General features: G+C 74.9%; 17 protein-coding genes. 7 read left to right on the forward strand and 10 right to left on the reverse strand.

Features of this window, described 5'->3' with window-relative positions:
• Window positions 1-105: 105 nt before the first annotated feature.
• On the reverse strand, window positions 106-705 hold the full coding sequence (locus tag GTY84_RS06060; RefSeq protein WP_161225052.1) for a hypothetical protein: 600 nt from the start codon (window positions 703-705) through the stop codon (window positions 106-108).
• Window positions 706-887: 182 nt separating this feature from the next.
• Between GTY84_RS06060 and npdG the strand changes: the two genes are divergently transcribed.
• Window positions 888-1,622, forward strand: coding sequence for an NADPH-dependent F420 reductase (gene npdG, locus GTY84_RS06065; protein ID WP_161225053.1), 735 nt, complete (start codon window positions 888-890; stop codon window positions 1,620-1,622).
• 124 nt (window positions 1,623-1,746) lie between these two features.
• The gene (locus GTY84_RS06070; protein WP_161225054.1) at window positions 1,747-1,944 is read left to right on the forward strand and encodes a hypothetical protein; all 198 of its coding nucleotides are present in this window, start codon (window positions 1,747-1,749) and stop codon (window positions 1,942-1,944) included.
• Here the strand turns inward: GTY84_RS06070 and GTY84_RS06075 are convergent.
• From GTY84_RS06075 to GTY84_RS06100, 6 genes are all read right to left on the reverse strand, one after another.
• A complete protein-coding gene (locus GTY84_RS06075) occupies window positions 1,934-2,731 on the reverse strand; it encodes a site-2 protease family protein (RefSeq protein WP_161225055.1) in 798 nt (265 codons plus the stop codon). The genes GTY84_RS06070 and GTY84_RS06075 overlap by 11 nt on opposite strands.
• 345 nt (window positions 2,732-3,076) lie before the next feature.
• Window positions 3,077-3,850, reverse strand: a complete 774-nt coding sequence (locus tag GTY84_RS06080; RefSeq protein ID WP_161225056.1) for a nicotinamide mononucleotide transporter family protein — start codon at window positions 3,848-3,850, stop codon at window positions 3,077-3,079.
• Between the two features lie 115 nt (window positions 3,851-3,965).
• Window positions 3,966-4,424, reverse strand: a complete 459-nt coding sequence (locus GTY84_RS06085) for a riboflavin kinase (protein WP_161225057.1) — start codon at window positions 4,422-4,424, stop codon at window positions 3,966-3,968.
• Window positions 4,417-4,941, reverse strand: coding sequence for a flavin reductase family protein (locus tag GTY84_RS06090; RefSeq protein ID WP_161225058.1), 525 nt, complete (start codon window positions 4,939-4,941; stop codon window positions 4,417-4,419). Before GTY84_RS06090 ends, GTY84_RS06085 begins: the two co-directional genes overlap by 8 nt.
• A 47-nt stretch (window positions 4,942-4,988) precedes the next feature.
• Entirely contained in the window at window positions 4,989-6,335 is a 1,347-nt protein-coding gene (locus GTY84_RS06095) for an NtaA/DmoA family FMN-dependent monooxygenase (RefSeq protein WP_161225059.1), read from the reverse strand.
• Window positions 6,336-6,380: 45 nt separating this feature from the next.
• Window positions 6,381-7,301 (reverse strand): ribokinase, encoded by a 921-nt coding sequence (locus tag GTY84_RS06100; RefSeq protein WP_161225060.1) that lies wholly within the window; start codon window positions 7,299-7,301, stop codon window positions 6,381-6,383.
• A 124-nt stretch (window positions 7,302-7,425) separates the two neighbouring features.
• Between GTY84_RS06100 and GTY84_RS06105 the strand changes: the two genes are divergently transcribed.
• Both GTY84_RS06105 and GTY84_RS06110 read left to right on the forward strand, forming a co-directional pair.
• The gene (locus GTY84_RS06105; RefSeq protein ID WP_161225061.1) at window positions 7,426-8,418 is read left to right on the forward strand and encodes a LacI family DNA-binding transcriptional regulator; all 993 of its coding nucleotides are present in this window, start codon (window positions 7,426-7,428) and stop codon (window positions 8,416-8,418) included.
• Window positions 8,419-9,026: 608 nt separating this feature from the next.
• On the forward strand, window positions 9,027-12,671 hold the full coding sequence (locus GTY84_RS06110) for a BTAD domain-containing putative transcriptional regulator (protein ID WP_161225062.1): 3,645 nt from the start codon (window positions 9,027-9,029) through the stop codon (window positions 12,669-12,671).
• 19 nt (window positions 12,672-12,690) lie between these two features.
• Here the strand turns inward: GTY84_RS06110 and GTY84_RS06115 are convergent, their stop codons facing one another.
• From GTY84_RS06115 to panB, 3 genes are all read right to left on the reverse strand, one after another.
• The gene (locus GTY84_RS06115; RefSeq protein ID WP_202549981.1) at window positions 12,691-13,521 is read right to left on the reverse strand and encodes an ABC transporter permease; all 831 of its coding nucleotides are present in this window, start codon (window positions 13,519-13,521) and stop codon (window positions 12,691-12,693) included.
• Complete coding sequence (locus GTY84_RS06120; protein WP_161225063.1) at window positions 13,518-14,546, reverse strand: ATP-binding cassette domain-containing protein; 1,029 nt, start codon at window positions 14,544-14,546, stop codon at window positions 13,518-13,520. Before GTY84_RS06120 ends, GTY84_RS06115 begins: the two co-directional genes overlap by 4 nt.
• A 244-nt stretch (window positions 14,547-14,790) precedes the next feature.
• On the reverse strand, window positions 14,791-15,666 hold the full coding sequence (panB, locus tag GTY84_RS06125; RefSeq protein ID WP_161225064.1) for a 3-methyl-2-oxobutanoate hydroxymethyltransferase: 876 nt from the start codon (window positions 15,664-15,666) through the stop codon (window positions 14,791-14,793).
• Window positions 15,667-15,943: 277 nt separating this feature from the next.
• Between panB and GTY84_RS06130 the strand changes: the two genes are divergently transcribed.
• The 3 genes from GTY84_RS06130 to GTY84_RS06140 all read left to right on the forward strand — a co-directional run bounded on the left by GTY84_RS06130 (window position 15,944) and on the right by GTY84_RS06140 (window position 19,585).
• On the forward strand, window positions 15,944-17,536 hold the full coding sequence (locus GTY84_RS06130) for an MFS transporter (RefSeq protein ID WP_161225065.1): 1,593 nt from the start codon (window positions 15,944-15,946) through the stop codon (window positions 17,534-17,536).
• A gap of 61 nt (window positions 17,537-17,597) precedes the next feature.
• Window positions 17,598-18,245 carry a TetR/AcrR family transcriptional regulator gene (locus tag GTY84_RS06135; protein WP_345943353.1) on the forward strand — a complete coding sequence of 216 codons (648 nt, stop codon included), beginning with the start codon at window positions 17,598-17,600 and terminating at the stop codon, window positions 18,243-18,245.
• A 299-nt stretch (window positions 18,246-18,544) separates the two neighbouring features.
• Complete coding sequence (locus GTY84_RS06140) at window positions 18,545-19,585, forward strand: endonuclease/exonuclease/phosphatase family protein (protein WP_161225066.1); 1,041 nt, start codon at window positions 18,545-18,547, stop codon at window positions 19,583-19,585.
• The last annotated feature ends 153 nt before the right edge of the window (window positions 19,586-19,738 follow it).

Here is a 19,738-nt window from a genome sequence, read left to right on the forward strand (position 1 = left end):
GCGGTGGGCGGTGCGGTGGGCTCGGCGGCGGGTTCTCCGGTCACGAGGGGTCATCGTGGGGCGGCGCGGAAACCCCGGGCAACCGGTTTTCCGTGCCGCCCGGCGTCACCAGCGCGGCGGGGGCGGGGCCGTGAGCCGGTCGGCCAGCCGGGAGAGCCGGTCCCGGAAGCGGTGGTGGCCCCGGGGCGGCACCGCGTTCTCCCCGGCCGCCGCGCTGACCAGGTGCTGCACCGTGTCCAGGTCCAGCTCGGCGCCGTCCGGCACGGTCAGCGCCTCGTGCGCCAGCGCCACCAGCTCCCGTTCGCCCGCGCCCAGTGACAGCACCGTCGCCCCCGCCCGCCGGGCGTCGTGCACCCGCTCCAGCAGCGGGGCGCCGGGCGCTCCGGGCGCCACCACCAGCACGGTCTCCCCGCGCCGGGCCGCCGCCAGCCGCCCCAGCCCCACCGCCAGGTGCGCCGGGTCCGAGGGGCGCGCCGCGTGCCGCACCAGGGTGGGCGCCAGCTCCGGCGTCCCCGACCAGGCGGCCTCGTCGACCAGGTGCGCCGCCAGGTGCCACGGTTCGTGCGCCGCCGTCCCCACCAGCAGCAGCCCGCCGCCGTGCGACACGACCGAGCCCCGCAGCGCCCCCGCGAACCTCCGGGTGGCACCCAGCCACTCCGTCCCGGCGAGCACTTCCCGCAGCAGCGCTACCCGTACGGCGTCCATACCGGCGCATCCTGCCGCAACCGGGGTGCCAGCAGGCGGGGTTCGCCCCGGATTCACCCGGCCCGGGGACGGCGGACCGCGCCCACCGCCGCCCCGCGCCCCCGGCCGCGCCACCCCGCGCCTCCCGGCCACACCGCTCCCGTCGGGCCACCGCCGCCGCCGGGGCGACGTAGGGTCGCACCATGACCTCCACGGACCGCACCGACAGCCCCCACGGCGCCGACCGCCCCGCGGCCAGGACCCCCGCCAAGGACCCCTGGGACCTGCCCGACGTCTCCGGCCTGGTCGTCGGCGTCCTCGGCGGCACCGGCCCCCAGGGCAGGGGGCTCGCCCAGCGCCTGGCCCGGGCCGGCCAGCGGTTGATCGTCGGCTCCCGCGCGGCCGAGCGCGCCCGCGCCGCCGCCTCGGAGATCGGGTACGGCGTCGAGGGCGACGACAACGCCGGCACCGCCCGCCGCAGCGACATCGTCATCGTCGCCGTCCCCTGGGAGGGCCACGCCGCGACGCTGGAGTCACTGCGCGCGGAACTCACCGGCAAGCTCGTCGTGGACTGCGTCAACCCGCTCGGCTTCGACAAGAAGGGCGCCTACGCGCTCCGGCCCGAGGAGGGCAGCGCCGCCGAGCAGGCCGCCGCCCTGCTGCCCGGCAGCCGGGTCACCGCCGCCTTCCACCACCTGTCCGCGGTGCTGCTCCAGGACCCGGACACCGTCTCGGTCGACACCGACGTGATGGTGCTCGGGGAGGACCGGGCCGACGTGGAGATCGTGCAGGCGCTCGCCGGGCGCATCCCCGGCATGCGCGGCGTCTTCGCCGGGCGGCTGCGCAACGCCCACCAGGTCGAGGCGCTGGTCGCCAACCTGATCTCGGTCAACCGCCGCTACCGGGCGCACGCGGGGCTCCGCCTCACCGACGTATGAGGTCATGGGGGACACTGGTGGCTGCCGCGAAGCACCCGGGGCGCGGCCGTCCGCCGCGCGGCGGGGGCGGCGCGGCGCCCGCGGTGCCCCGGCACCCGCCCGTGTCCCCCGACAGGAGAGCCCCATGCCCCGCCTCGCCCTCTACACCCTGGCCGTCTGCCTGCTCGCCGTGGCCGCCGCCGTCGTCTCCTTCGCCCGCGGCGGCGTACTGATCGGGGTCGTGTGGGTGCTGCTCGCGGGGCTGTCGTCCAACATGTGCTGGTACTACCTGAAGCGCGGGCGGGCCGCCCGGGGCGGCGACGGCGGGCCCGCTACCGGCTGACCGCGCAGAGGTCGTCGGTCTGCCAGAAGCGGTACAGCTCGAAGCCGCAGTAGGTGTCCGGCTCGCCGACGCCCAGCCCCCGCAGGACCGTGTGGACCGCGTCGAAGAACGCCCCGTTCAGCGACGGCAGCCACAGCAGCGCGAACACGATCAGCAGGCCGAACGGTGCCAGCGGCTCAGCCTGCCGCCGCACCGCCCGCGAGAGCCACGGCTCCACGACGCCGTAGCCGTCCAGGCCCGGCACCGGCAGCAGGTTCAGGATCGCCGCGGTGACCTGGAGCAGCGCGAGGAAGGCCAGCGCCTGCCGGAAGCCGCGCGGCACGCCGTCCGCCGCGCCCAGCCAGAACGGGGCGGTGCAGACGAGGGCGAACAGCACGTTCGTCAGCGGGCCCGCGGCCGAGATCAGGCTGTGCCGCAGGCGGCCCCGGATCCGGGAGCGCTCGATGTACACCGCGCCGCCCGGCAGACCGATCCCGCCCATGACGACGAACAGCACCGGGAGCACGACGCTCAGCAGCGCGTGGGTGTACTTCACCGGGTTCAGCGTGAGGTAGCCCCTGGCGCCGACGGTGAGGTCGCCGGCGTGCAGGGCGGTGCGGGCGTGCGCGTACTCGTGCAGGCACAGCGACACCACCCAGGCCGCCGTCACGAACAGGAAGACCGCGAGGCCCGGCCGCTCCGCGAACCCGGTCCACGCCGCCCAGCCGGCGGCCGCCGACACCGCGGCGATCCCCAGGAAGACGGGGCTGATCCGCCGCTCGCCGGGACGGACGGTGACGCCGGCCATGGGACTCCGACCGTGCTCGGGGACGGGACCGTCCGACGGTATCCCGCGCCCCGCGTCCACCGCGAGCATCCGCCCCGCGTCCACCCCGAGCATCCGCCCCGGGGACGCCGTGAGCACCCGCCCCGCGAGGACACCGTGAGCGCCGGTCCCGGGGACACCGCGCGCGTCCGGGCGGGCGCCCGTGTCCCCGGTGTCCCGCCGCACCGCCCCGTGACACGCGCGAGGCGCACCGCGGGCGTCCTCGCCCGCGGTGCGCCTCGCACCGGTCGATCCCCCTCGTACGGCCCCTCCCCGGACGCGCGCGACGGTGTCGCCTCCGGGGGCCGCGGCCCCGGGACCGCCCGGTCAGCCGGAGGTCCGGCCGCCCCCGGCGGACTCCGGTGCCGTCCGCTCCGCGGTGGCGGTCGTGGCGGCCGGGGNGGCGGCGCCCGCCGGGACGTCGTCCCGGCCCTCGACCACGACGGCCGGCTCCAGCGGGGAGGTGACGTCCTGGTTGCGGCTGTGCGCGGCCCAGTCGCGGATGCCGACGAGGACCATCACGAAGAAGATCGCGTAGACGATGCCGGAGAAGTACAGCTCGGAGTGGATGGCGAGCGGCACGCCGACGAGGTCGACCGCCAGCCAGACGAACCAGAACTCCACGTACCGGCGGGCCTGCGTGTACATCGCGAGGATCGAGCCGACGAAGATCCAGGCGTCCGCGAGGATCATCCACATCGGGGCGCCCGGGTAGAACGAGGCGTCGGTGGCCCGCAGCAGGGCGGCGAAACCGGTGGTGCCCAGCACCATCGCGGCGACGAGCACCGCGCGCTCACGCCCCATCGCCCAGCGGACGTTGATGGAGCCCTCCTTCTCGCGGCTGCGCTTCCACGTCGCCCAGCCCCAGGAGGCCGATGCTATGATCACGACCTGACGGGCCGCGTTGCCCCCCAGGTGCACATTGAGGCTCGCGATCAGCAGCAGCACCGAGCCGAGGATCTGAACCGGCCAGGCCGTCAGGGACCGTCGCAGGGCCAGCCACACGGTGGCAAGCGCCAGGATGTTCCCCAGGAAGTCCGACCAGTACACGGGGATTCCGAACAGGTCGAACTGAGTGTTCAACCACTCGAATGCGCTCATTGTTAAACACCTTTGTTCGTCGGAGCAGGTCTGGCGTGGGGTCCAGGTGTCGTTGGCGGCCGTGACGGGCCGGAGGCGGCGGCGCGGGGCCGTCGGAGGGGGAGCGGGGGGCCGCTCAGAGGGACGCGGTCCGCCGGTGCAGCGCGTGCACGGCGGTCAGCGCCCGTCTCCCGGAGGGGGAGGCGAGGAGGGCGTCGGAGCGGGAGACGTCCCGTCGCGCGGCGTGCACCATGGCGGCCGGCGAGGAGAACTTCACGGTGTCCCTGATCCGTGCCACGAACCACACGCCGACGCGCTCTCCGTAGAACTCGTCCGTCGTGTCGTGGCAGTACACCTCGATGTGGATGTCCGCCGTGTCGCAGAAGGTCGGGTTCGACCCGATGCTGATCGTGCCGCGGTGAACGGCACCCGTCGTGTGGCGGACGAGCCACCCGCTGTAGATCGCGGGCGCCGGGACCGGTGAGTCCGGGTCGGCCGCGATGTTGGCGGTCGGGAACCCGAGCCCGCGGCCCCGCCCGGCACCGTGCACCACGGTGCCGGTCAGGAGCGCGCGGGCGGTCGGGCGGTCAGGCATGGGGAGCGAGCTCCCGGAACTGGCTGGTGTGGAAGACGAGCGGCTCGACACCGGAGAACAGCTCGGCGGTGAGCAGCTCCAGCAGGACGATCTCGTGGTCGCCGCCGTCGTACACGGCGCCCGCGCGGGCCGTCAGCCAGAGCGCCGCGTCGTCGATCAGCACGCCCCCCTCGGGGGTGGCGCGCCAGGTGACGCCGTCGAAGCGGTCCACGCCCCGGGACGCCAGGCGGCGGCACAGGCCCCCCTGGTCGCGGCTGAGCACGCTGAGCCCGAGGACGGGCGCCTCCGCCAGCCGCGGCCAGGTGGTCGAGGTGCGGGCCACGCTGATCGCGACCATCGGCGGTTCGAGGGAGATCGAGACGAACGAACTCGCCGCGAACCCGACGGGCTCGGTACCGCGCAGCGCGCCGATGGCGACCACGCCGGTCGGGTAGGCCCCGAACGCCTGCCGCAGCGTCGCCGCGGTCAGCTCCGCGGGCACGGGCGCACCGGGCGGGTGGTGGACGGACGTGACCATGGTGCTCGACTTCCTCTCGTCACGGGGGGTTCTGGGCGCTTCGCCGGTCAGTGCCGGTACCGGGCGGCGGGGTGGGTGTCCGGCAGCGCGCTGCCGGGGGCGCCGGTGAGCCGCTCGCGCAGGCTCTCGCCCTCCGTGTACTCGCCGCGGAAGGCGCCGCGGGCCCGCAGGATCGGCAGCACCGACTCGACGAAGTCCGTGGTCGAGGCCGGCTGGACGGCCGGGGAGAGCAGGAAGCCGTCGAGGTCGGCGCCCTCGGCGAGCGCGCAGATCTCGTCCGCGATCTCCTCGGCGGTGCCCACCACCGGCCGGGCGCCCACGCCGTGGGTGTGCCAGTCGGCGAGGACGTCGCCGACGGTCTTGCCCGCGAAGCGCGCGACCTGGGTCTGCGACATCTCGGTGGACAGCTCCGTCATCGGCGTCTCGGGGGCGTACTTCGACAGGTCGAGCCCGGTGAACATGGCGTAGCTGGCGAGCGTGACCTCGGGGCGCTGGGCGTCGAGGATGCTCCGGTAGCGGCGCTCGGCGTCGGCGGTGGTGGCGCCGACGACACAGGAGAACGCCGACATGACCTTCACCTGGTCGGCGCGGCGGCCCGCCTTGACGGCCTCCTCGCGGATGGACGCGGTGTGCCCGGCGAGCTGCTCGACCGAGCCGCTGCCCACGAACATGCACTCGCCGTGCCGTCCGCCGACCCGGCGGCCGGCCGGGGAGGCGCCGGCCTGGAAGAGGACGGGCGTGCCCTGGGGGGAGCGGGCCGTGTTGCCGTAGCCCTCGGAGCGGAAGAACGGGCCCTCGTGCTTGACCAGGTGGACCTTGGCGGGGTCGGCGAACCGGCCGTCCTTGTCCTTCTCCAGGGCGTCCGGCTCCCAGGCGCCCTCCCAGTACTTGTAGACGAGGTCGAGGAAGTCCTCGGCCATGCGGTAGCGGTCGTCGTGGGCCACCATGTCCATGCCGAACGCCTTCACGGCGGTGTCGGCGGTGCCGGTGGTGACGACGTTCCAGCCGATGCGGCCGCCGGAGAGCTGGTCGATCGTGGCCATGCGGCGGGCGAACGCGTACGGCGGTTCCACCAGGACGGAGCCGGTCATGACGAGACCCAGGTTCTTCGTCGTCGACAGCAGCGCGGAGGCGACGACCATCGGGTCGAGCCGCGGCAGGTCGAGGGTCTCCTCGGTGGCGATGGGCGGCCGGGAGCCGTTGATCTCGGACCAGCCCCAGGCGTCCGCGAGGAAGAGGAAGTCCAGCTTCGCGTCCTCGCAGACCGCGGCGAGGTCGCGCCAGTACTCAAGGGTGTCGAAGAGGTGCCGTTGGCTGTCGGGGTGGCGCCAGGTGGCCGTGCCGCTCGCGTTGGTCTGCGCGTTCTCGAAGACGCCGATCTTGAGGTTCCTCATGGGGTGGTTCTCCGTTGTGCTGGTGGGTGACCCGCGTTGGGGTGGTCAGGAGGCGGTGGTGACCGCGGGTACGTCGAGCTGGGCCGCGTACGGCATGGACGACTGGGCGCCCAGTCCGGTGACGGCGTGGGACGCGGCGCGCACGGCGCGTTCCACCGCGGCCGCGAGGCTTCCGCCCCGGCCGAGGGCGTCCGCGAGGGCGCCGCAGAAGGTGTCGCCTGCGCCCACGGTGTCGACGGCGTTCACGACGGGCGCGGGAACGTGGGTGATCGTCGGATCGTGCGCCTCCTTCAGGATGGCGCCGTCCGCGCCGAGTGTCACCACCACGGCCCGGCACGGCAGCGCGGCACCGGCCAGCAGCGCGCGCGCCCCGTCGAGGGTGGTGGGCGGCTCGGTTCCGAGCAGCGTGGCGAGTTCGCCCAGGTTGGGGACGAGGACGTCGACGGCGGCGAGGGTCTCCCGCGACGCCGGACGGGCGGGGGCCGGGTTGAGGACGACGAGTCCGCCCTGCTCACGGCCGCTCCGGACGGCGGCGTCCACCACGTCCTGGGCGATCTCGTTCTGGACGAGGACGACCTCGCCGGGCGAGCGGACCAGGCGGGCCGGGAGGTCCTCGACGCCCAGTTCGGCGTTGGCCCCCGCGTTCACGACGATGGTGTTCTCGCCGTCGCTGTCCACGACCACCGCGGCGATCCCCGTGGGGACCCGCTCGTCCGACCGCACGTCGGCGATGTCCACCCCTTCGGCGGCGAGCGCGCCGAGGATGGCGGTCCCGTCCGCGCCGACCCGGGCCACGAGGCGCACCCGCGAACCGAGGCGGGCGGCGGCGACGGCCTGGTTGGCGCCCTTGCCGCCGGTGCCCTCCACGAAGTGCCGGCTGAGAACGGTCTCGCCGGGGCGTGGCAGGTCCCGGACGGTCAGGACGAAGTCTCGGTTCACCGAACCGACGACCGTGATGGACGACATGGACACTCCTTGGGAGATCGATCTCCCACATGCTGTATCAGGGGTTCCCCGCCGTCAAGTACTCTCAGGCAAGATCTCCCGGCGACCGCCGCAGCCGTCCATCGACCGAGAAGGACACGCCCACGTGACAGCGCCCCGACTCATCGACGTGGCCGAGGCGGCCGGTGTCTCCCGTGCCACCGCGTCACGCGTACTCGCGGGTACGCCCCGCAACGTCGCGCCCGATCTCGCGCGCCGCGTGGAGGAGGCCGCCCAGCGGCTCGGCTACCAGACCAACCACTCCGCGCGGGCCCTGCGCACCGGCACCACCGGCACCGTCGGCGTCGTCGTCCCCTCGCTCGCCAACCCCTACTTCGTCCAGCTCGCCGACGCCCTGGCGCGGCGGGTGCGGGCGGGCGGGGGCACCCTGGTGGTCTCCGACGCGGACAACGACACCCGGATCGAGGCCGAGCAGATAGACGCCCTGCTCGGCGGCCCGGTGGACGGCCTGATCGTGGTCCCCGTCTCGGCGGGCGGGTCCGGGGCGGCCGTCCGCGCGGCGGCGGAACGCCGTCCCGTCGTGTTGTTCGACCGCTGGGCCGAGGGCTCCGGCACGGTCGCCGTCACCCTGGACAACGCCGCCGCGATCCGGCTCCTCGTCGAGCATCTGCGGGGCATAGGGCGCAGCCGGATCGCCCTGGTGGCCGCCGACCAGGCGTCCTCCTCCGGCGCCGAGCGCCTCGCCGCCTTCGTGGCGGCGCAGGGCCCCGACGCCACCACCGTCCTGCTGCCCAACTTCACCACCGATTCGGGGCGGTTGGCGGGCCGCCGCATCATCGAGCAGGGCGACCGGATCGACGCCGTCGTCTGCGGCGCGGACGTCCTCGCGGTGGGCCTGGTCAGCACCCTGCACCGGTCCGCCGTCGCGGTGCCCGGCCAGATCGCCGTCACCGGCTTCGACGACACCGAGATCCTGGAACTCCTCGACCCGCCGATCACCTCCATCAGGCACCCGCTCCCCGCCATGGCCGAACGCGCGCTGACCCTGCTCGGCGGCCCGGCCCGGCAGCGCTCGGAACGGGTCGAGCGGTTCGCCCCGGAACTGGTGGTCCGCGCCTCCACGGAACTGGCCGACTGACCTCGCCCGGCGGCGAGTCGGCGGAGGCCGAGCGCCGGGCGCCCGGCGCCGGGGCCCCCGGGCGCGGGCGGTCCCGGTGGTGCCCCGGCCCGTCCGACGGGGCGGGGTGCCGGTCCCGGTCGTGCGGGGAGGTGCAGTGCGGGGCGCTTGCGGTGGAGGCCCGGTGCGGCTGAGGACGGCCTGCCGGGGGTGGAGGCGGGCGGACGGGGCCTGGGGCCCCGGGGCGCGGATGGCCCGGGCGGTGTCCCGGCTCTTCCGGCGGGGCGGGGTGCCTGCTCCGGTCGTGCGCGGCGGGACGGGCCGGTTCGGGGTGCCCGCGCGGGTGCGGCGGGGCGTCGGGTGCGAGGGCGAGGGTGTCCGGGCGGGGGCGGGGGCTGGGCGGCCTGAAGGGGCCCGGGACCCGGGGCCCCGCCGCCGGTTGGGCAACAGGGTGAGGGACCTGCCGCGGGGTGTCCCGACCGGGCCCGCGGAGCGCGCGGGGCGGTGTCCCCCGGGGTGCGGAGCGACGGTCCCCGGTGGGGTGGGGCGACGGTCCCCGGAGGGGCGGGTCGGGGGTGACGCGCCGGGGAGCCAAAACCCGGTGACCCGCGGCGACGGCAGCGGGGACAATGGAGGACGTGCGCTATCGCATTCTCGGCCCCACCCAGGCACTCCGCCCCGACGGCACCGCCGTCCCGGTCGGCGGCGCGCGGCTGCGTGCCCTGCTGACCGTGCTCGCCCTGCGACCCGGCCGCGCGGTGCCCGCGGGGCTGCTGGTGGAGGAGGTGTGGGGGGACGAACCGCCCGGTGACGCGCCGGGCGCGCTGCAGGCGCTGGTCGCGCGGTTGCGCCGGGCGCTCGGGGCGGCCGCGATCGCCTCCGAGGGCGGCGGCTACCGGCTCGTCGCCGCGGCCGACGACATCGACCTGTACCGCTTCGACCGGCTCGCCGCCGAGGGCACCCGGGCGCTGGCCGACGGCGACCCCGCCAAGGCGGCCGAGTGCCTGGACGACGCCCTCGCCCTCTGGAGCGGCCCGGCCCTGGCCGATCTCCCCGACCGCACCTCCGAGGCCGCCCGCTGGGACACCCGGCGGCTGGATGCCCTGCGTGCCCGGCACACCGCCGCCCTCGGCCTCGGCCGGGCCGAGCGGTCGCTGCCCGAGCTGACCGCCCTGTGCGACAGCCACCCCCTCGACGAACCCCTCCAGGCGCTGCGGCTGCGCGCCCTGCGCGACACCGGCCGGGCCGCCGAGGCGCTGGCGGCCTACGAGGACGTGCGGCGGCTGCTGGCGGAGCGGCTGGGCACCGACCCCGGGCCAGAACTCCGCGCCCTGCACGCGAGGCTGCTCGACCCCGGCGGGTCCGGCCCCGGTCCTGCCCGCCCCGGGGCTGCGTCGTACACCGGCCCGTCGCTTCGCGGCACCCCGAGCACCGGGCCACCGGACACCGGCGCGCCGGGCCCTGACGTACCGCACCCTGACGTACCGCACCCGGACGTACCGCACCCGGACGCGCCGCACCCGGACGCGCCGCACCCGGCTCCGGCGCGCCCCGGCCCGGCGGAGCGCCCCCTCGGCCCCGGCCGCCCGGGGCCGTCCCGCCCGGCCCCGGCGCCGTCCGCGCCGGCGGCCCCCGGGCCCGCGCGGGCGCCCGCACCGGCGGCCCCGGCGCCCGGGACACGGGCACCGGCGGACTCCGCGCCGCAGGGCCCGCGTCCCGCCCCCGCCCCCGGCGCCCCGGCCGCCCGTCCGCGCGGCAACCTCCGGGCGCGGCTCACCTCCTTCGTCGGGCGGGACGCCGATCTGGCGGCGCTGCGGGAGGACCTCTCCGGCGCCCGGCTGGTCACCCTGCTCGGGCCCGGCGGGGCCGGGAAGACCCGGCTGTCGCTGGAGGCCGCCGAGGGGGCGGCGGACGCCGCGCGGGACGGTGCCTGGCTGGCCGAACTGGCCCCCGTGGACGACCCGGACGCCGTGCCGGAGGCGGTGCTGACCGCCGTCGGCGCCCGCGAGACCGTGCTCTACGGCGCCGGCGCCGAGGAGTTGAGGGCCGTCGCCGAGCGCCGGGCCACCGCCGTCGAACGCCTCGTGGAGCACTGCGGACGGCGCCGCATGCTGATCGTCCTCGACAACTGCGAGCACGTCGTGGACGCCGCCGCCCGCCTCGCCGAGGAGCTGCTCGCCCGCTGCCCGCACCTCACGGTCCTCGCCACCAGCCGCGAACCCCTGGGCGTTCCGGGGGAGTCGCTGCGGCCGGTGGAGCCGCTGCCGGAGCCCGCCGCGCTCCGGCTGCTCGCGGACCGGGGCGCCGCCGCCCGGCCGGGCTTCCGCCCCGGCGCCGACGAGGAGACCGCCGCGGCCTGCGCGGAGATCTGCCGCCGCCTCGACGGGCTGCCGCTCGCCATCGAACTGGCCGCCGCCCGGCTGCGGATGCTCACCCCCCGCCAGATCGCCGACCGCCTCGACGACCGCTTCCGCCTGCTCACCTCCGGCAGCCGCACCGTGCTGCCCCGCCAGCAGACCCTGCGCGCGGTCGTCGACTGGTCCTGGGACCTGCTCGACGAGGACGAGCGGGACACCCTGCGGCGGCTGTCGGTCTTCGCGGGCGGCTGCGACCTCGCCGCGGCCGAGGCCGTCTGCGGGCCCACCGCCCTGGACACCCTCGGCTCCCTCGTCGACAAGTCCCTGGTCGTCGCCGCCCCCTCGGGCGACGGGGAGATGCGCTACCGCCTGCTGGAGACCGTCGCGGAGTACGCCCGGGAACGGCTCGACGAGGCCGGCGGCCGGGCCGGGGCCGAGCGCGCGCACCTCACGTACTACCGCGAACTGGCCCGCACCACCGATCCGTTGCTGCGCGGACCCCGGCAGCTCGCCGCCGTGGAACGGCTGGAGCGCGAGTACGAGAACCTCCGCACCGCCCTGCGCCACGCCGTGGCCCAACGGGACGAGCAGGAGGCACTGTCCCTCTCCCTGTCGCTGATCTGGTACTGGCAGATGCGCGATCTGCGGGTGGAGGCCCGGAACTGGCTCCGTGAGGTCATGGGGCTGGGCCCGGACCCCTTCACCGAGCCGGCGCGCCCCGCCGAGCCGGTCTGGCAGCGGTGCACGGACGTGCCGCCGCCGCTGGGCGGCGAACTGCTCGCCGAGGCCCGGCGCGGCGTCCACCTCGCCCATCTCGCCTGTATGGACACCGAACTGGACGCCTGGCAGAACCCGGCGGCCCAGCGCAAGCTCGCCACCATCGCCCGCACCTACGAGCCCGGCATGCCGCAGACCTGCACCAGCCCCGGGCTGCTCTGGTTCTTCGCGGTGATGCTCACCGGCCAGGTGGACCGGCTGCACGAGATCATGGACGCCGCGGTGCGCACCTGCCGCGAGACCCCGGGCTTCGAGTGGGAGCTGGCCGGGAGCCTCCAGATGCGCGCCAACATGCTGGCCAACCGCACCCACTGGGCGGGCGACGCCACCCGGGACGCCGACGAGGCGCTGGAGATCTACGAGCGGCTCGGCGACGGCTGGGGCGTCGCCGAGGCCCTCGCCGCCCGCGCCGAGGCCCGGGAGCGCACCGGCCACTACCGGCTCGCCGCCGCCGACTACCGGGCCGCCGCCGAGCGCGCCGAAGAGCTGGGCGCCCATGTCCAGGTCGACAACCTGGCCGCCCGGCTCGGCAGCGTCCTGCTCCAGACCGGGGACCCGGCCGACGCGGGACGGGGCGAGGAGATCCTGCGCGGGGTGATCGACCGCGCCGAGGGCGGCGGCCACCACAGCGCGACGCCCTCCGCCCGGCTCGGCCTCGCCGCCCATCTGGGGCTGACCGGCCGCACCGGGGAGGCCCGGGAGCAGCTCAGGCTGCTGCGCGAGGAGTTCTCCCTCTCCAGCTTCGCCGTCTTCGACGGCTTCATCCTCGCCTCGGAGAGCTGGATCGAGACGCTGGAGGGGCGGCACGGGGAGTCGCTGGCGATGGTCCGCGACGCGCTGCGGCGGGCCGAGGACCCGCTGTCCGCGGCCATCGCCCCGCACATGGGCTCCGTCTACCTGACCGTCGCGGCGATGGCGCTGGCCCGGCTGGACGGCGGCCGGCGGGCGGTGGACGCCGCCCGGTGCCTGGGCGCCGCGGACGCGCTGCTGCCCCCCGGCCATGTGCGGTCGGCCGTGGAGTGGGAGAGCCACGACCGTGCCCTGCTGCGGCTCCGGGAGGTCCTCGACGAGGACGCGCTGACGGCCGCCCGCGCCGAGGGCGGCGGTCTCTCCCTGGGGGAGGCCGCCGCCCTGGTGTGAGCCGCGGACGGCCCGCCGGTCAGCTCTTGGTGCGGAACTTGTGGATGGCGACCGGTGCCATCAGCGCGGTGATCCCCGCCGACCAGGCCAGCGTCATCCACAGGCCGTGGGCGACCGGACCGCCCACCATCAGACCGCGCGCGGCGTCGGCCAGGTTCGACAGCGGGTTGTACTCGGTGAAGTTGCGCAGCCAGCCCGGCATGGAACCGGTCGGCGCGAAGATCGAGGAGCCGAACTGGAGCGGCATCAGCACCAGAAAGCCCATCGCCTGCACGGACTGCGCGTTCTTCATCGTCACCCCGAGGGTGAGGAAGATCCACATCAGCGCGGAGCCGAACAGCACCGACAGGCCCACGGAGGCCACCAGACCCGGCCAGTTGGTGATGTCGAAGCCGACCAGGACGCCGACGATCAGCAGCACCACGGTGGCGAACAGCATCCGCAGCAGCTCCACCGCGATCTTGGCGAACAGCACCGAGCCGCGGCCGATCGGCAGGGACCGGAAGCGGTCCATCACGCCGGAGTTGAAGTCCTGGTTGAAGCCGGTGCCGACCCCCTGGGCCATGTTCATGCCCATCATGGCCATCAGCCCGGGCACCACGTACTGCACGTACTCCTGCTGCCCGCCGCCGAGGGACTGGCCGATCGAGCCGCCGAAGACGTAGACGAACAGCAGGGTGAAGATCACCGGAAAGAGGATGGCGTCGAACATCGACTCCGGGTCCTGCCGGATCCACAGCAGGTTGCGGCGGACCAGGGCGCCGGTGTGCCGCAGATGCCCGCGCAGCGTGATCCGGCTGTCGGCGGCCGGGGCCGCGGGGGCGGACGTCATGGTGGTGGCGGCGCTCATACGGCGACCTCCTCGCGGGTCTCGGCGGCCGGGGCGTCCTGCTGGTCACCGGAGGCGTGGTGGCCGGTGAGGGAGAGGAACACCTCGTCCAGGCTGGGCAGTTCGGTGGTGATGGAGGCGATGGTGACGCCGCGCGCGGTGACCGCGCCGACCACCGCGGTCAGTTGCTCGTCGCTGAGGATGGGCACCAGCACGGCGCCCGCCCCGTCGTCGACGGTGGAGGAGGCGAGGCCGGTGATGCCCAGCTCGTCCAGGAACGCGGCCAGGGGGCGGGTCTGCGCCGGATCGGCGGGGCGCACGCGCAGGGTCCGGCCGCCGACCCTGGCCTTCAGCTCCTCGATGCCGCCCCGGGCGATGACCCTGCCGCGGTCCACCACGGTCAGCTCGGAGGCGAGCTGCTCCGCCTCCTCCATGTACTGGGTGGTGAGCAGCACGGTGACGCCGTCGCCGACCATGCTCTTGACCTCGTCCCACACCTCGTTGCGGGTGCGCGGGTCCAGGCCGGTGGTGGGCTCGTCCAGGTAGAGGACGGCCGGGCGGCCGATCATGGACGCGGCCAGGTCCAGGCGGCGCCGCATGCCGCCGGAGTAGGTGGCGGCGGGCCGCCGGGCGGCCTCGGTGAGGGAGAACCGCTCCAGCAGCTCGTCGGCCCGCGCGCGGGCCTCCTTGCGGGGCAGGTCGAGCAGCCGGCCGATGAGGTAGAGGTTCTCCCAGCCGGGGAGCTTCTCGTCAACGGAGGCGTACTGCCCGGTGAGCCCTATCACCCGGCGGAGCTGGCGGGGCTGCCGCACGACGTCGTAGCCGGCGACGCGGGCCTCCCCGGAGTCGGGCGTGATCAGTGTGGACAGCACGCGGACCAGGGTGGTCTTCCCGGCGCCGTTGGGGCCCAGCACCCCCATGACGGTGCCCGGCCGCACATCCAGGTCGACGCCGTCCAGCGCCTTGGTCTCGCCGTAGTGCTTGACCAGCCCCCGTACGGTGACCGCGCCCTCGGCGGCCGGGGCGTTTCGATCGCTTCGCTTCATGCCCCAGACGCTCCCACGCGGCACTGACAAACCTCCGACAGGCCGCCGACATCCCGGGGGGCCGCCGCCGGGCCGCCGACATCCCGCCGACACGTCGGACCGTCCGGTGGCGGGGCGGGAGGGCCCCGGCAGGGCGCGCCCCCGCGTACGGCACCGCGGGGCCCCGGCAACGGGACCGGCCCCGCCGACCGGGGTGGCCGACGGGGCCGGTGCGGTGCCGCGGTGGCCCCGGGCGGGGCCTTCCCTAGTGGACGGAGTGCTCCTCCAGCGGGAACGTTCCGCCGACGACGTCCTCGGCGTACGCCTTCGCCGCGTCGCCGATGATCCCGCGCAGGTCGGCGTACTGCTTCACGAACTTCGGCACCCGCCCGCCGGTCAGTCCGAGCATGTCGGTCCACACCAGCACCTGGGCGTCCGTCCCCGCGCCCGCGCCGATGCCCACCGTCGGGATGTGCAGCGTCCGCGTCACCTCGGCGGCCAGCTCCGCCGGGACCAGCTCCAGGACGACCGCGAAGGCGCCGGCGTCCTGCACCGCCTTGGCGTCGCGCAGCAACTGCTGGGCAGCCTCCTCGCCCCGGCCCTGCACGCGGTAGCCCATCGCGTTGACCGACTGCGGGGTGAGCCCGATGTGGGCCATCACCGGGATGCCCGCCCCGACCAGCAGCTCGATCTGCCGGTGCGAGCGCTCGCCGCCCTCCAGCTTGACCGCCCCGGCTCCGGCCTCCTTGACCAGGCGGGTGGCCGAGCGCAGCGCCTGCACCGGCCCCTCCTGGTACGAGCCGAACGGCAGGTCGGCCACGACCAGGGCGCGGCTCGTGCCCCGGACGACCGCCGCGGTCAGCATCGTCATCTCGTCCAGCGTCACGGGCACCGTGGTCTCGTAGCCCAGGTGACAGTTGCCCGCTGAGTCCCCGACGAGCAGCACGGGGATGCCCGCCTCGTCGAAGACGGACGCCGTCGAGGCGTCGTAGGCGGTGAGCATGGGCCACCTCTCGCCCCGCTCCTTGGCGACGGCGATGTCCCGCACGGTGATGCGCCGGCTGCTCCTGCCCCCGTACAGCGTGGGACCGGCCCCGGCGGGCGGGTGCTGGGGGGTCTGGGCAGCGGAAGGCTGCGTCATGGCAACGGCTCCTTCATGTCATCTCGTGGCGCCCTGACGGCGTCCCCGGATCGTTTCCATGGTGGCACCCGGGTCCGCCGGATGGCTAGGGCCTCTCGTCCGGATCAGGCCGGATCAGGGAGCGGGCCTGATCCGGACGAACGACCCCGGGGCACCCCCGCCTCCGCCGGACGGCGGGCGGCCCGCTCCGGCCGGGTACCCGCTCCGGCACCGTAAAAGCTCGGTAAGATTTCCGATACGGAACCGTCTCGTATTGTAAATACCCTAGGCTCGGCCCATGACTACTCCTGCCGCCCCGGCCTCCCGGCGCATACCGGAAGAGGTCCACCGGCGCCGCTGGGCCATCCTCGGTGTGCTCATGCTGGCCCTGCTGATCGTGGTGCTCGACAACTCGATCCTGAACGTCGCCATCAAGACCATCTCCACGCCCGGACCCACCGGGCTCGGCGCCAGCCAGAGCGAGCTGGAATGGGCGATCAACTCCTACACCCTCGTCTTCGCCGGACTGCTCTTCACCGCCGGACTGCTCGGTGACCGGCTGGGCCGCAAGAAGGTGCTGCTCGGCGGACTCCTGGTGTTCGGCCTGGGCTCCGCGCTGGCCGCCTTCTCCGGCTCGCCCGGCGAGCTGATCGCCTACCGCGCGGTGATGGGCCTCGGCGCCGCCTTCGTCATGCCCGCCACCCTCGCGGTCCTCATGCACGTCTTCGAACGCGACGAGCAGCCCAAGGCCATCGGCCTGTGGGCGGGCGGCGTCGGCCTGGCCATCGCCATCGGCCCGATCACCGGCGGCCTGCTGCTGGACCACTTCTGGTGGGGCTCGGTCTTCCTGGTCAACGTGCCGATCGTCGCGCTGGCCGTCGTGCTGATGCTCTGGCTGGTCCCCGACTCCCGCGACCCCCGGCCCGGACGCCTCGACCCGATCGGCGTCCTGCTCTCCGTCGTCGGCCTGGTCCTGCTGGTCTACGGCATCATCAAGGGCGGCCAGCTCGCCGACTTCACCGACCCCGCCGTCCTCGCCACCTGCGGCGCGGGACTCGCGGTCCTCGTCGTCTTCGTCGTCTTCGAGAAGCGCAGCGACCATCCGTCCATCGACATCGGCCACTTCCGGAACAAGGTCTTCTCCGCCGCCGTCTCCGCCATCGCGCTGGTCTTCTTCGCGCTGATGGGCGTCACCTTCTTCTCCGTCTTCTACCTGCAGAGCGTGCTCGGCCACACCCCGCTGGAGACCGGTCTGCTGATGCTGCCGCTGGCCGTCGCGCAACTGGTCTTCGCGCCCCGTGCCCGCCTGCTCGTCGACCGCTTCGGCTACCGGGCCACCACCAGCGTGGGCATGGGCCTCGTCGCCCTGATGCTGGCCGCGTTCGCCACCCTGGACACCGGTACGCCGCTCTGGCTGCTGGAGATCTACTTCTTCCTGATGGGCACCGGCATGGCGCACATCATGACCCCGACCAGCGTCGTCATCATGCAGGCCCTGCCCCGGGAGAAGGCCGGCTCGGCCTCCGCGCTCAGCAACACCTTCCGCCAGGTCGGCGGCGCCCTCGGCATCGCCGTCCTCGGTTCGGTGCTCTCCACCGCCTACCGCGACGGCATCGAGGGCGACCTCGGCGTGGTCCCCGCCGCGCTGCGGCACACCGCCGGCGAGTCCATCGAGGCCACCCTCGGCGTCGCCGCCGGGCTCGGACCGCGGGGCGAGGCCCTGGTCGGCCCCGCCAACGACGCCTTCCTGCACGCCATGCACATCACCGCCGTCTGGGGCGCGGGCGTCGCCGTGATCGGCGTGGTCGTCCTGGCGCTCTTCCTGCCCGGCCGGGTCCCGGCGGACGTGTCCCGCGAGCCCGGGGCGGAACCGGCGGGCGCGGTGGAGTGACGCCGCGCCCCCGCGACGGGGGACAATCAGTGCCCGCCAGCAAGGGAGAGGACACCGCGACGTGAGCCCCGCCGACCACCGCCCGGAGAGCGACTGCCCCCCTCGGGGACGACCCCGCAGCGAGGCGGTCGAACGCGCCATCATCGAGGGCGTGATGGAACTGCTGGAGCAGGGCATCCCGCTCGCGGAGCTGTCCATCGAGGGCATCGCCCGCACCGCGGGCGTCGGCAAGGCCGCGATCTACCGGCGCTGGCGGGGCAAGGACGAGCTGTTCGTCGACGTCCTGCGCGCCGTCGAGCCCCCCGACCCGCCGCTGCCCGGCACCTCCATGCGCGACGACCTCGTCGTCCTGCTGGAGTGGCTGCGGCGGCGCGGACTGGCCGCCCGCTCGTCCGCGCTGGTGCACAGCGTGCACTCGCAGATGAAGAGCAGCCCGAAGGTCTGGGCCGCCTACCACACCACCGTCGTCGAACCCCGGCGCAGGATCGGCATCGAGGTCCTGCGCCGGGGCCGGGACAACGGCGAACTCCGGTCGGACGTCGACCTGGAGGTGCTCAACGACATCTTCGTCGGCCCCATGCTGGTGCGCGCCATCCTGCACCCGGAGGCCGGGCTCCCCGAGGGGCTGGCCGAACAAATCGTGGACACCGTCCTGGAGGGCCTGCGCCCGCCCGTCGCCGCGCGACCCGCCGCCGGGCCGCCCGTGTGACGCCCCCTCGGGGCGGGAGCCCGACGGTACGGGGAGGGCGACCGCGCGGGCCGCACCGGTGGGGCGCGGAGGGCCGGGTGGCACCGGGGGCGGGGCCCGGTGACGGTACGGCAGGGGAGCCGATTGTGCGGGTTCTGTCACAGAGCGCGCCCTCCCGGCCCGTTCCGGAACTCCGCGCGGCGGCCCGTTCGTCATCCTGCCGGTACGGCCGTCCGCGGGGCGGCGGGAACGGAGCCGCTCATCCCCTAGGGTCTGAGACGCGGGGAGACGGTGGGCACGGCAGGCAGTGAGGCGGCGGTATGGCGCAGCAGGCGTACATGGCGGACACGGACAACGGCGGCCCGGGACCCGAGCGCCGAGGAGCCCGGTTCCGGCGCCTGTTCAGCGGATGGCGCGGCGACCGGGGCGTCTGGCGCCGGGGCCTGGTCACCGCCGCCGTCGCCCTGGCCCTCGCCGCGGTCATGGCGGCGCACGCGCAGATCCCGAACACCATCGGCAACCTCGGCAGCCTCACGGAGACCTTCCTGCCCTGGTTCGGCCTGCTGGTCCCGGTGCTGCTGCTGGTCGCCCTGCTCCGCAAGTCGCTGACTGCGCTGATCGCCCTGGTGCTCCCGGCCACCGTGTGGTGCAACCTCTTCGGCGGCCTGCTCTTCGACAAGACCGGCCCCGGCGGCGACCTGATGGTGGCCACCCACAACGTCAACGCCGACAACGCCGACCCGGAGGGCACCGCCCGTGCCGTGGCCGCCTCCGGCGCGGACATCCTGGCGCTGGAGGAGCTGAAGGCGTCAGCGGTCCCCACCTACGAGAAGGCCCTGGCGCCGACGTACCGCCACCACGCGGTGGTGGGCACGGTGGGGCTCTGGAGCAAGTACCCGATGGGCGAGGTCCGGGCCGTGGACATCCTGCTCGGCTGGAAGCGCGCGATGCGCGCCACGGTCACCACCCCGGACGGGCCCGTCGCGGTGTACGTCGCCCATCTGCCCTCCGTGCGCGTCAAGTTGGAGGCCGGGTTCACCGCCCGCCAGCGGGACAAGAGCGCCGACGCCCTCGGTGAGGCCATCGCCGACGAGACGCTCCCGCGCAAGATCCTGCTCGGCGACCTCAACGGCACCATGAACGACCGGTCGCTGAACGCCGTCACCTCCCAGATGCGCTCCTCGCAGGGCGCGGCGGGCAACGGATTCGGCTTCAGCTGGCCGGCCTCCTTCCCGATGGCCCGCATCGACCAGATCCTCGTCACCGGCGTGGAGCCGAGGAGCAGTTGGACCCTCCCGGCGACCGGCAGCGACCACCTCCCGCTCGCCGCCCGGCTCACCCTGCACCCCGACGGGTCCTGACCCGTCCGGGGGCGCGGGGCCCGCCCCCGGCCACCGCCGCCCCGACGGTCAACACCCGCCGCGACGCCTTCACTTGACGGGGCGAGGGCGGTATTCTGGTTCGCGCTGTCCATCACTCCGGACCCGGTAGGGAGCGGCCCGACCCACACAGAC

It is taken from the genome of Streptomyces sp. SID8352 (assembly GCF_009862265.1).
GTDB lineage: Bacteria > Actinomycetota > Actinomycetes > Streptomycetales > Streptomycetaceae > Streptomyces.

Excerpts from the sequence above, each read along its gene's own strand:
- GTY84_RS06060 (WP_161225052.1), bottom strand. The coding sequence starts at position 705 with ATGGACGCCGTACGGGTAGCGCTGCTGCGGGAAGTGCTCGCCGGGACG.
- npdG (WP_161225053.1), top strand. The coding sequence starts at position 888 with ATGACCTCCACGGACCGCACCGACAGCCCCCACGGCGCCGACCGCCCC.
- GTY84_RS06070 (WP_161225054.1), top strand. The coding sequence starts at position 1,747 with ATGCCCCGCCTCGCCCTCTACACCCTGGCCGTCTGCCTGCTCGCCGTG.
- GTY84_RS06075 (WP_161225055.1), bottom strand. The coding sequence starts at position 2,731 with ATGGCCGGCGTCACCGTCCGTCCCGGCGAGCGGCGGATCAGCCCCGTC.
- GTY84_RS06085 (WP_161225057.1), bottom strand. The coding sequence starts at position 4,424 with ATGCCTGACCGCCCGACCGCCCGCGCGCTCCTGACCGGCACCGTGGTG.
- GTY84_RS06090 (WP_161225058.1), bottom strand. The coding sequence starts at position 4,941 with ATGGTCACGTCCGTCCACCACCCGCCCGGTGCGCCCGTGCCCGCGGAG.
- GTY84_RS06095 (WP_161225059.1), bottom strand. The coding sequence starts at position 6,335 with ATGAGGAACCTCAAGATCGGCGTCTTCGAGAACGCGCAGACCAACGCG.
- GTY84_RS06100 (WP_161225060.1), bottom strand. The coding sequence starts at position 7,301 with ATGTCGTCCATCACGGTCGTCGGTTCGGTGAACCGAGACTTCGTCCTG.
- GTY84_RS06110 (WP_161225062.1), top strand. The coding sequence starts at position 9,027 with ATGGAGGACGTGCGCTATCGCATTCTCGGCCCCACCCAGGCACTCCGC.
- GTY84_RS06115 (WP_202549981.1), bottom strand. The coding sequence starts at position 13,521 with ATGAGCGCCGCCACCACCATGACGTCCGCCCCCGCGGCCCCGGCCGCC.
- GTY84_RS06120 (WP_161225063.1), bottom strand. The coding sequence starts at position 14,546 with ATGAAGCGAAGCGATCGAAACGCCCCGGCCGCCGAGGGCGCGGTCACC.
- panB (WP_161225064.1), bottom strand. The coding sequence starts at position 15,666 with ATGACGCAGCCTTCCGCTGCCCAGACCCCCCAGCACCCGCCCGCCGGG.
- GTY84_RS06130 (WP_161225065.1), top strand. The coding sequence starts at position 15,944 with ATGACTACTCCTGCCGCCCCGGCCTCCCGGCGCATACCGGAAGAGGTC.
- GTY84_RS06140 (WP_161225066.1), top strand. The coding sequence starts at position 18,545 with ATGGCGCAGCAGGCGTACATGGCGGACACGGACAACGGCGGCCCGGGA.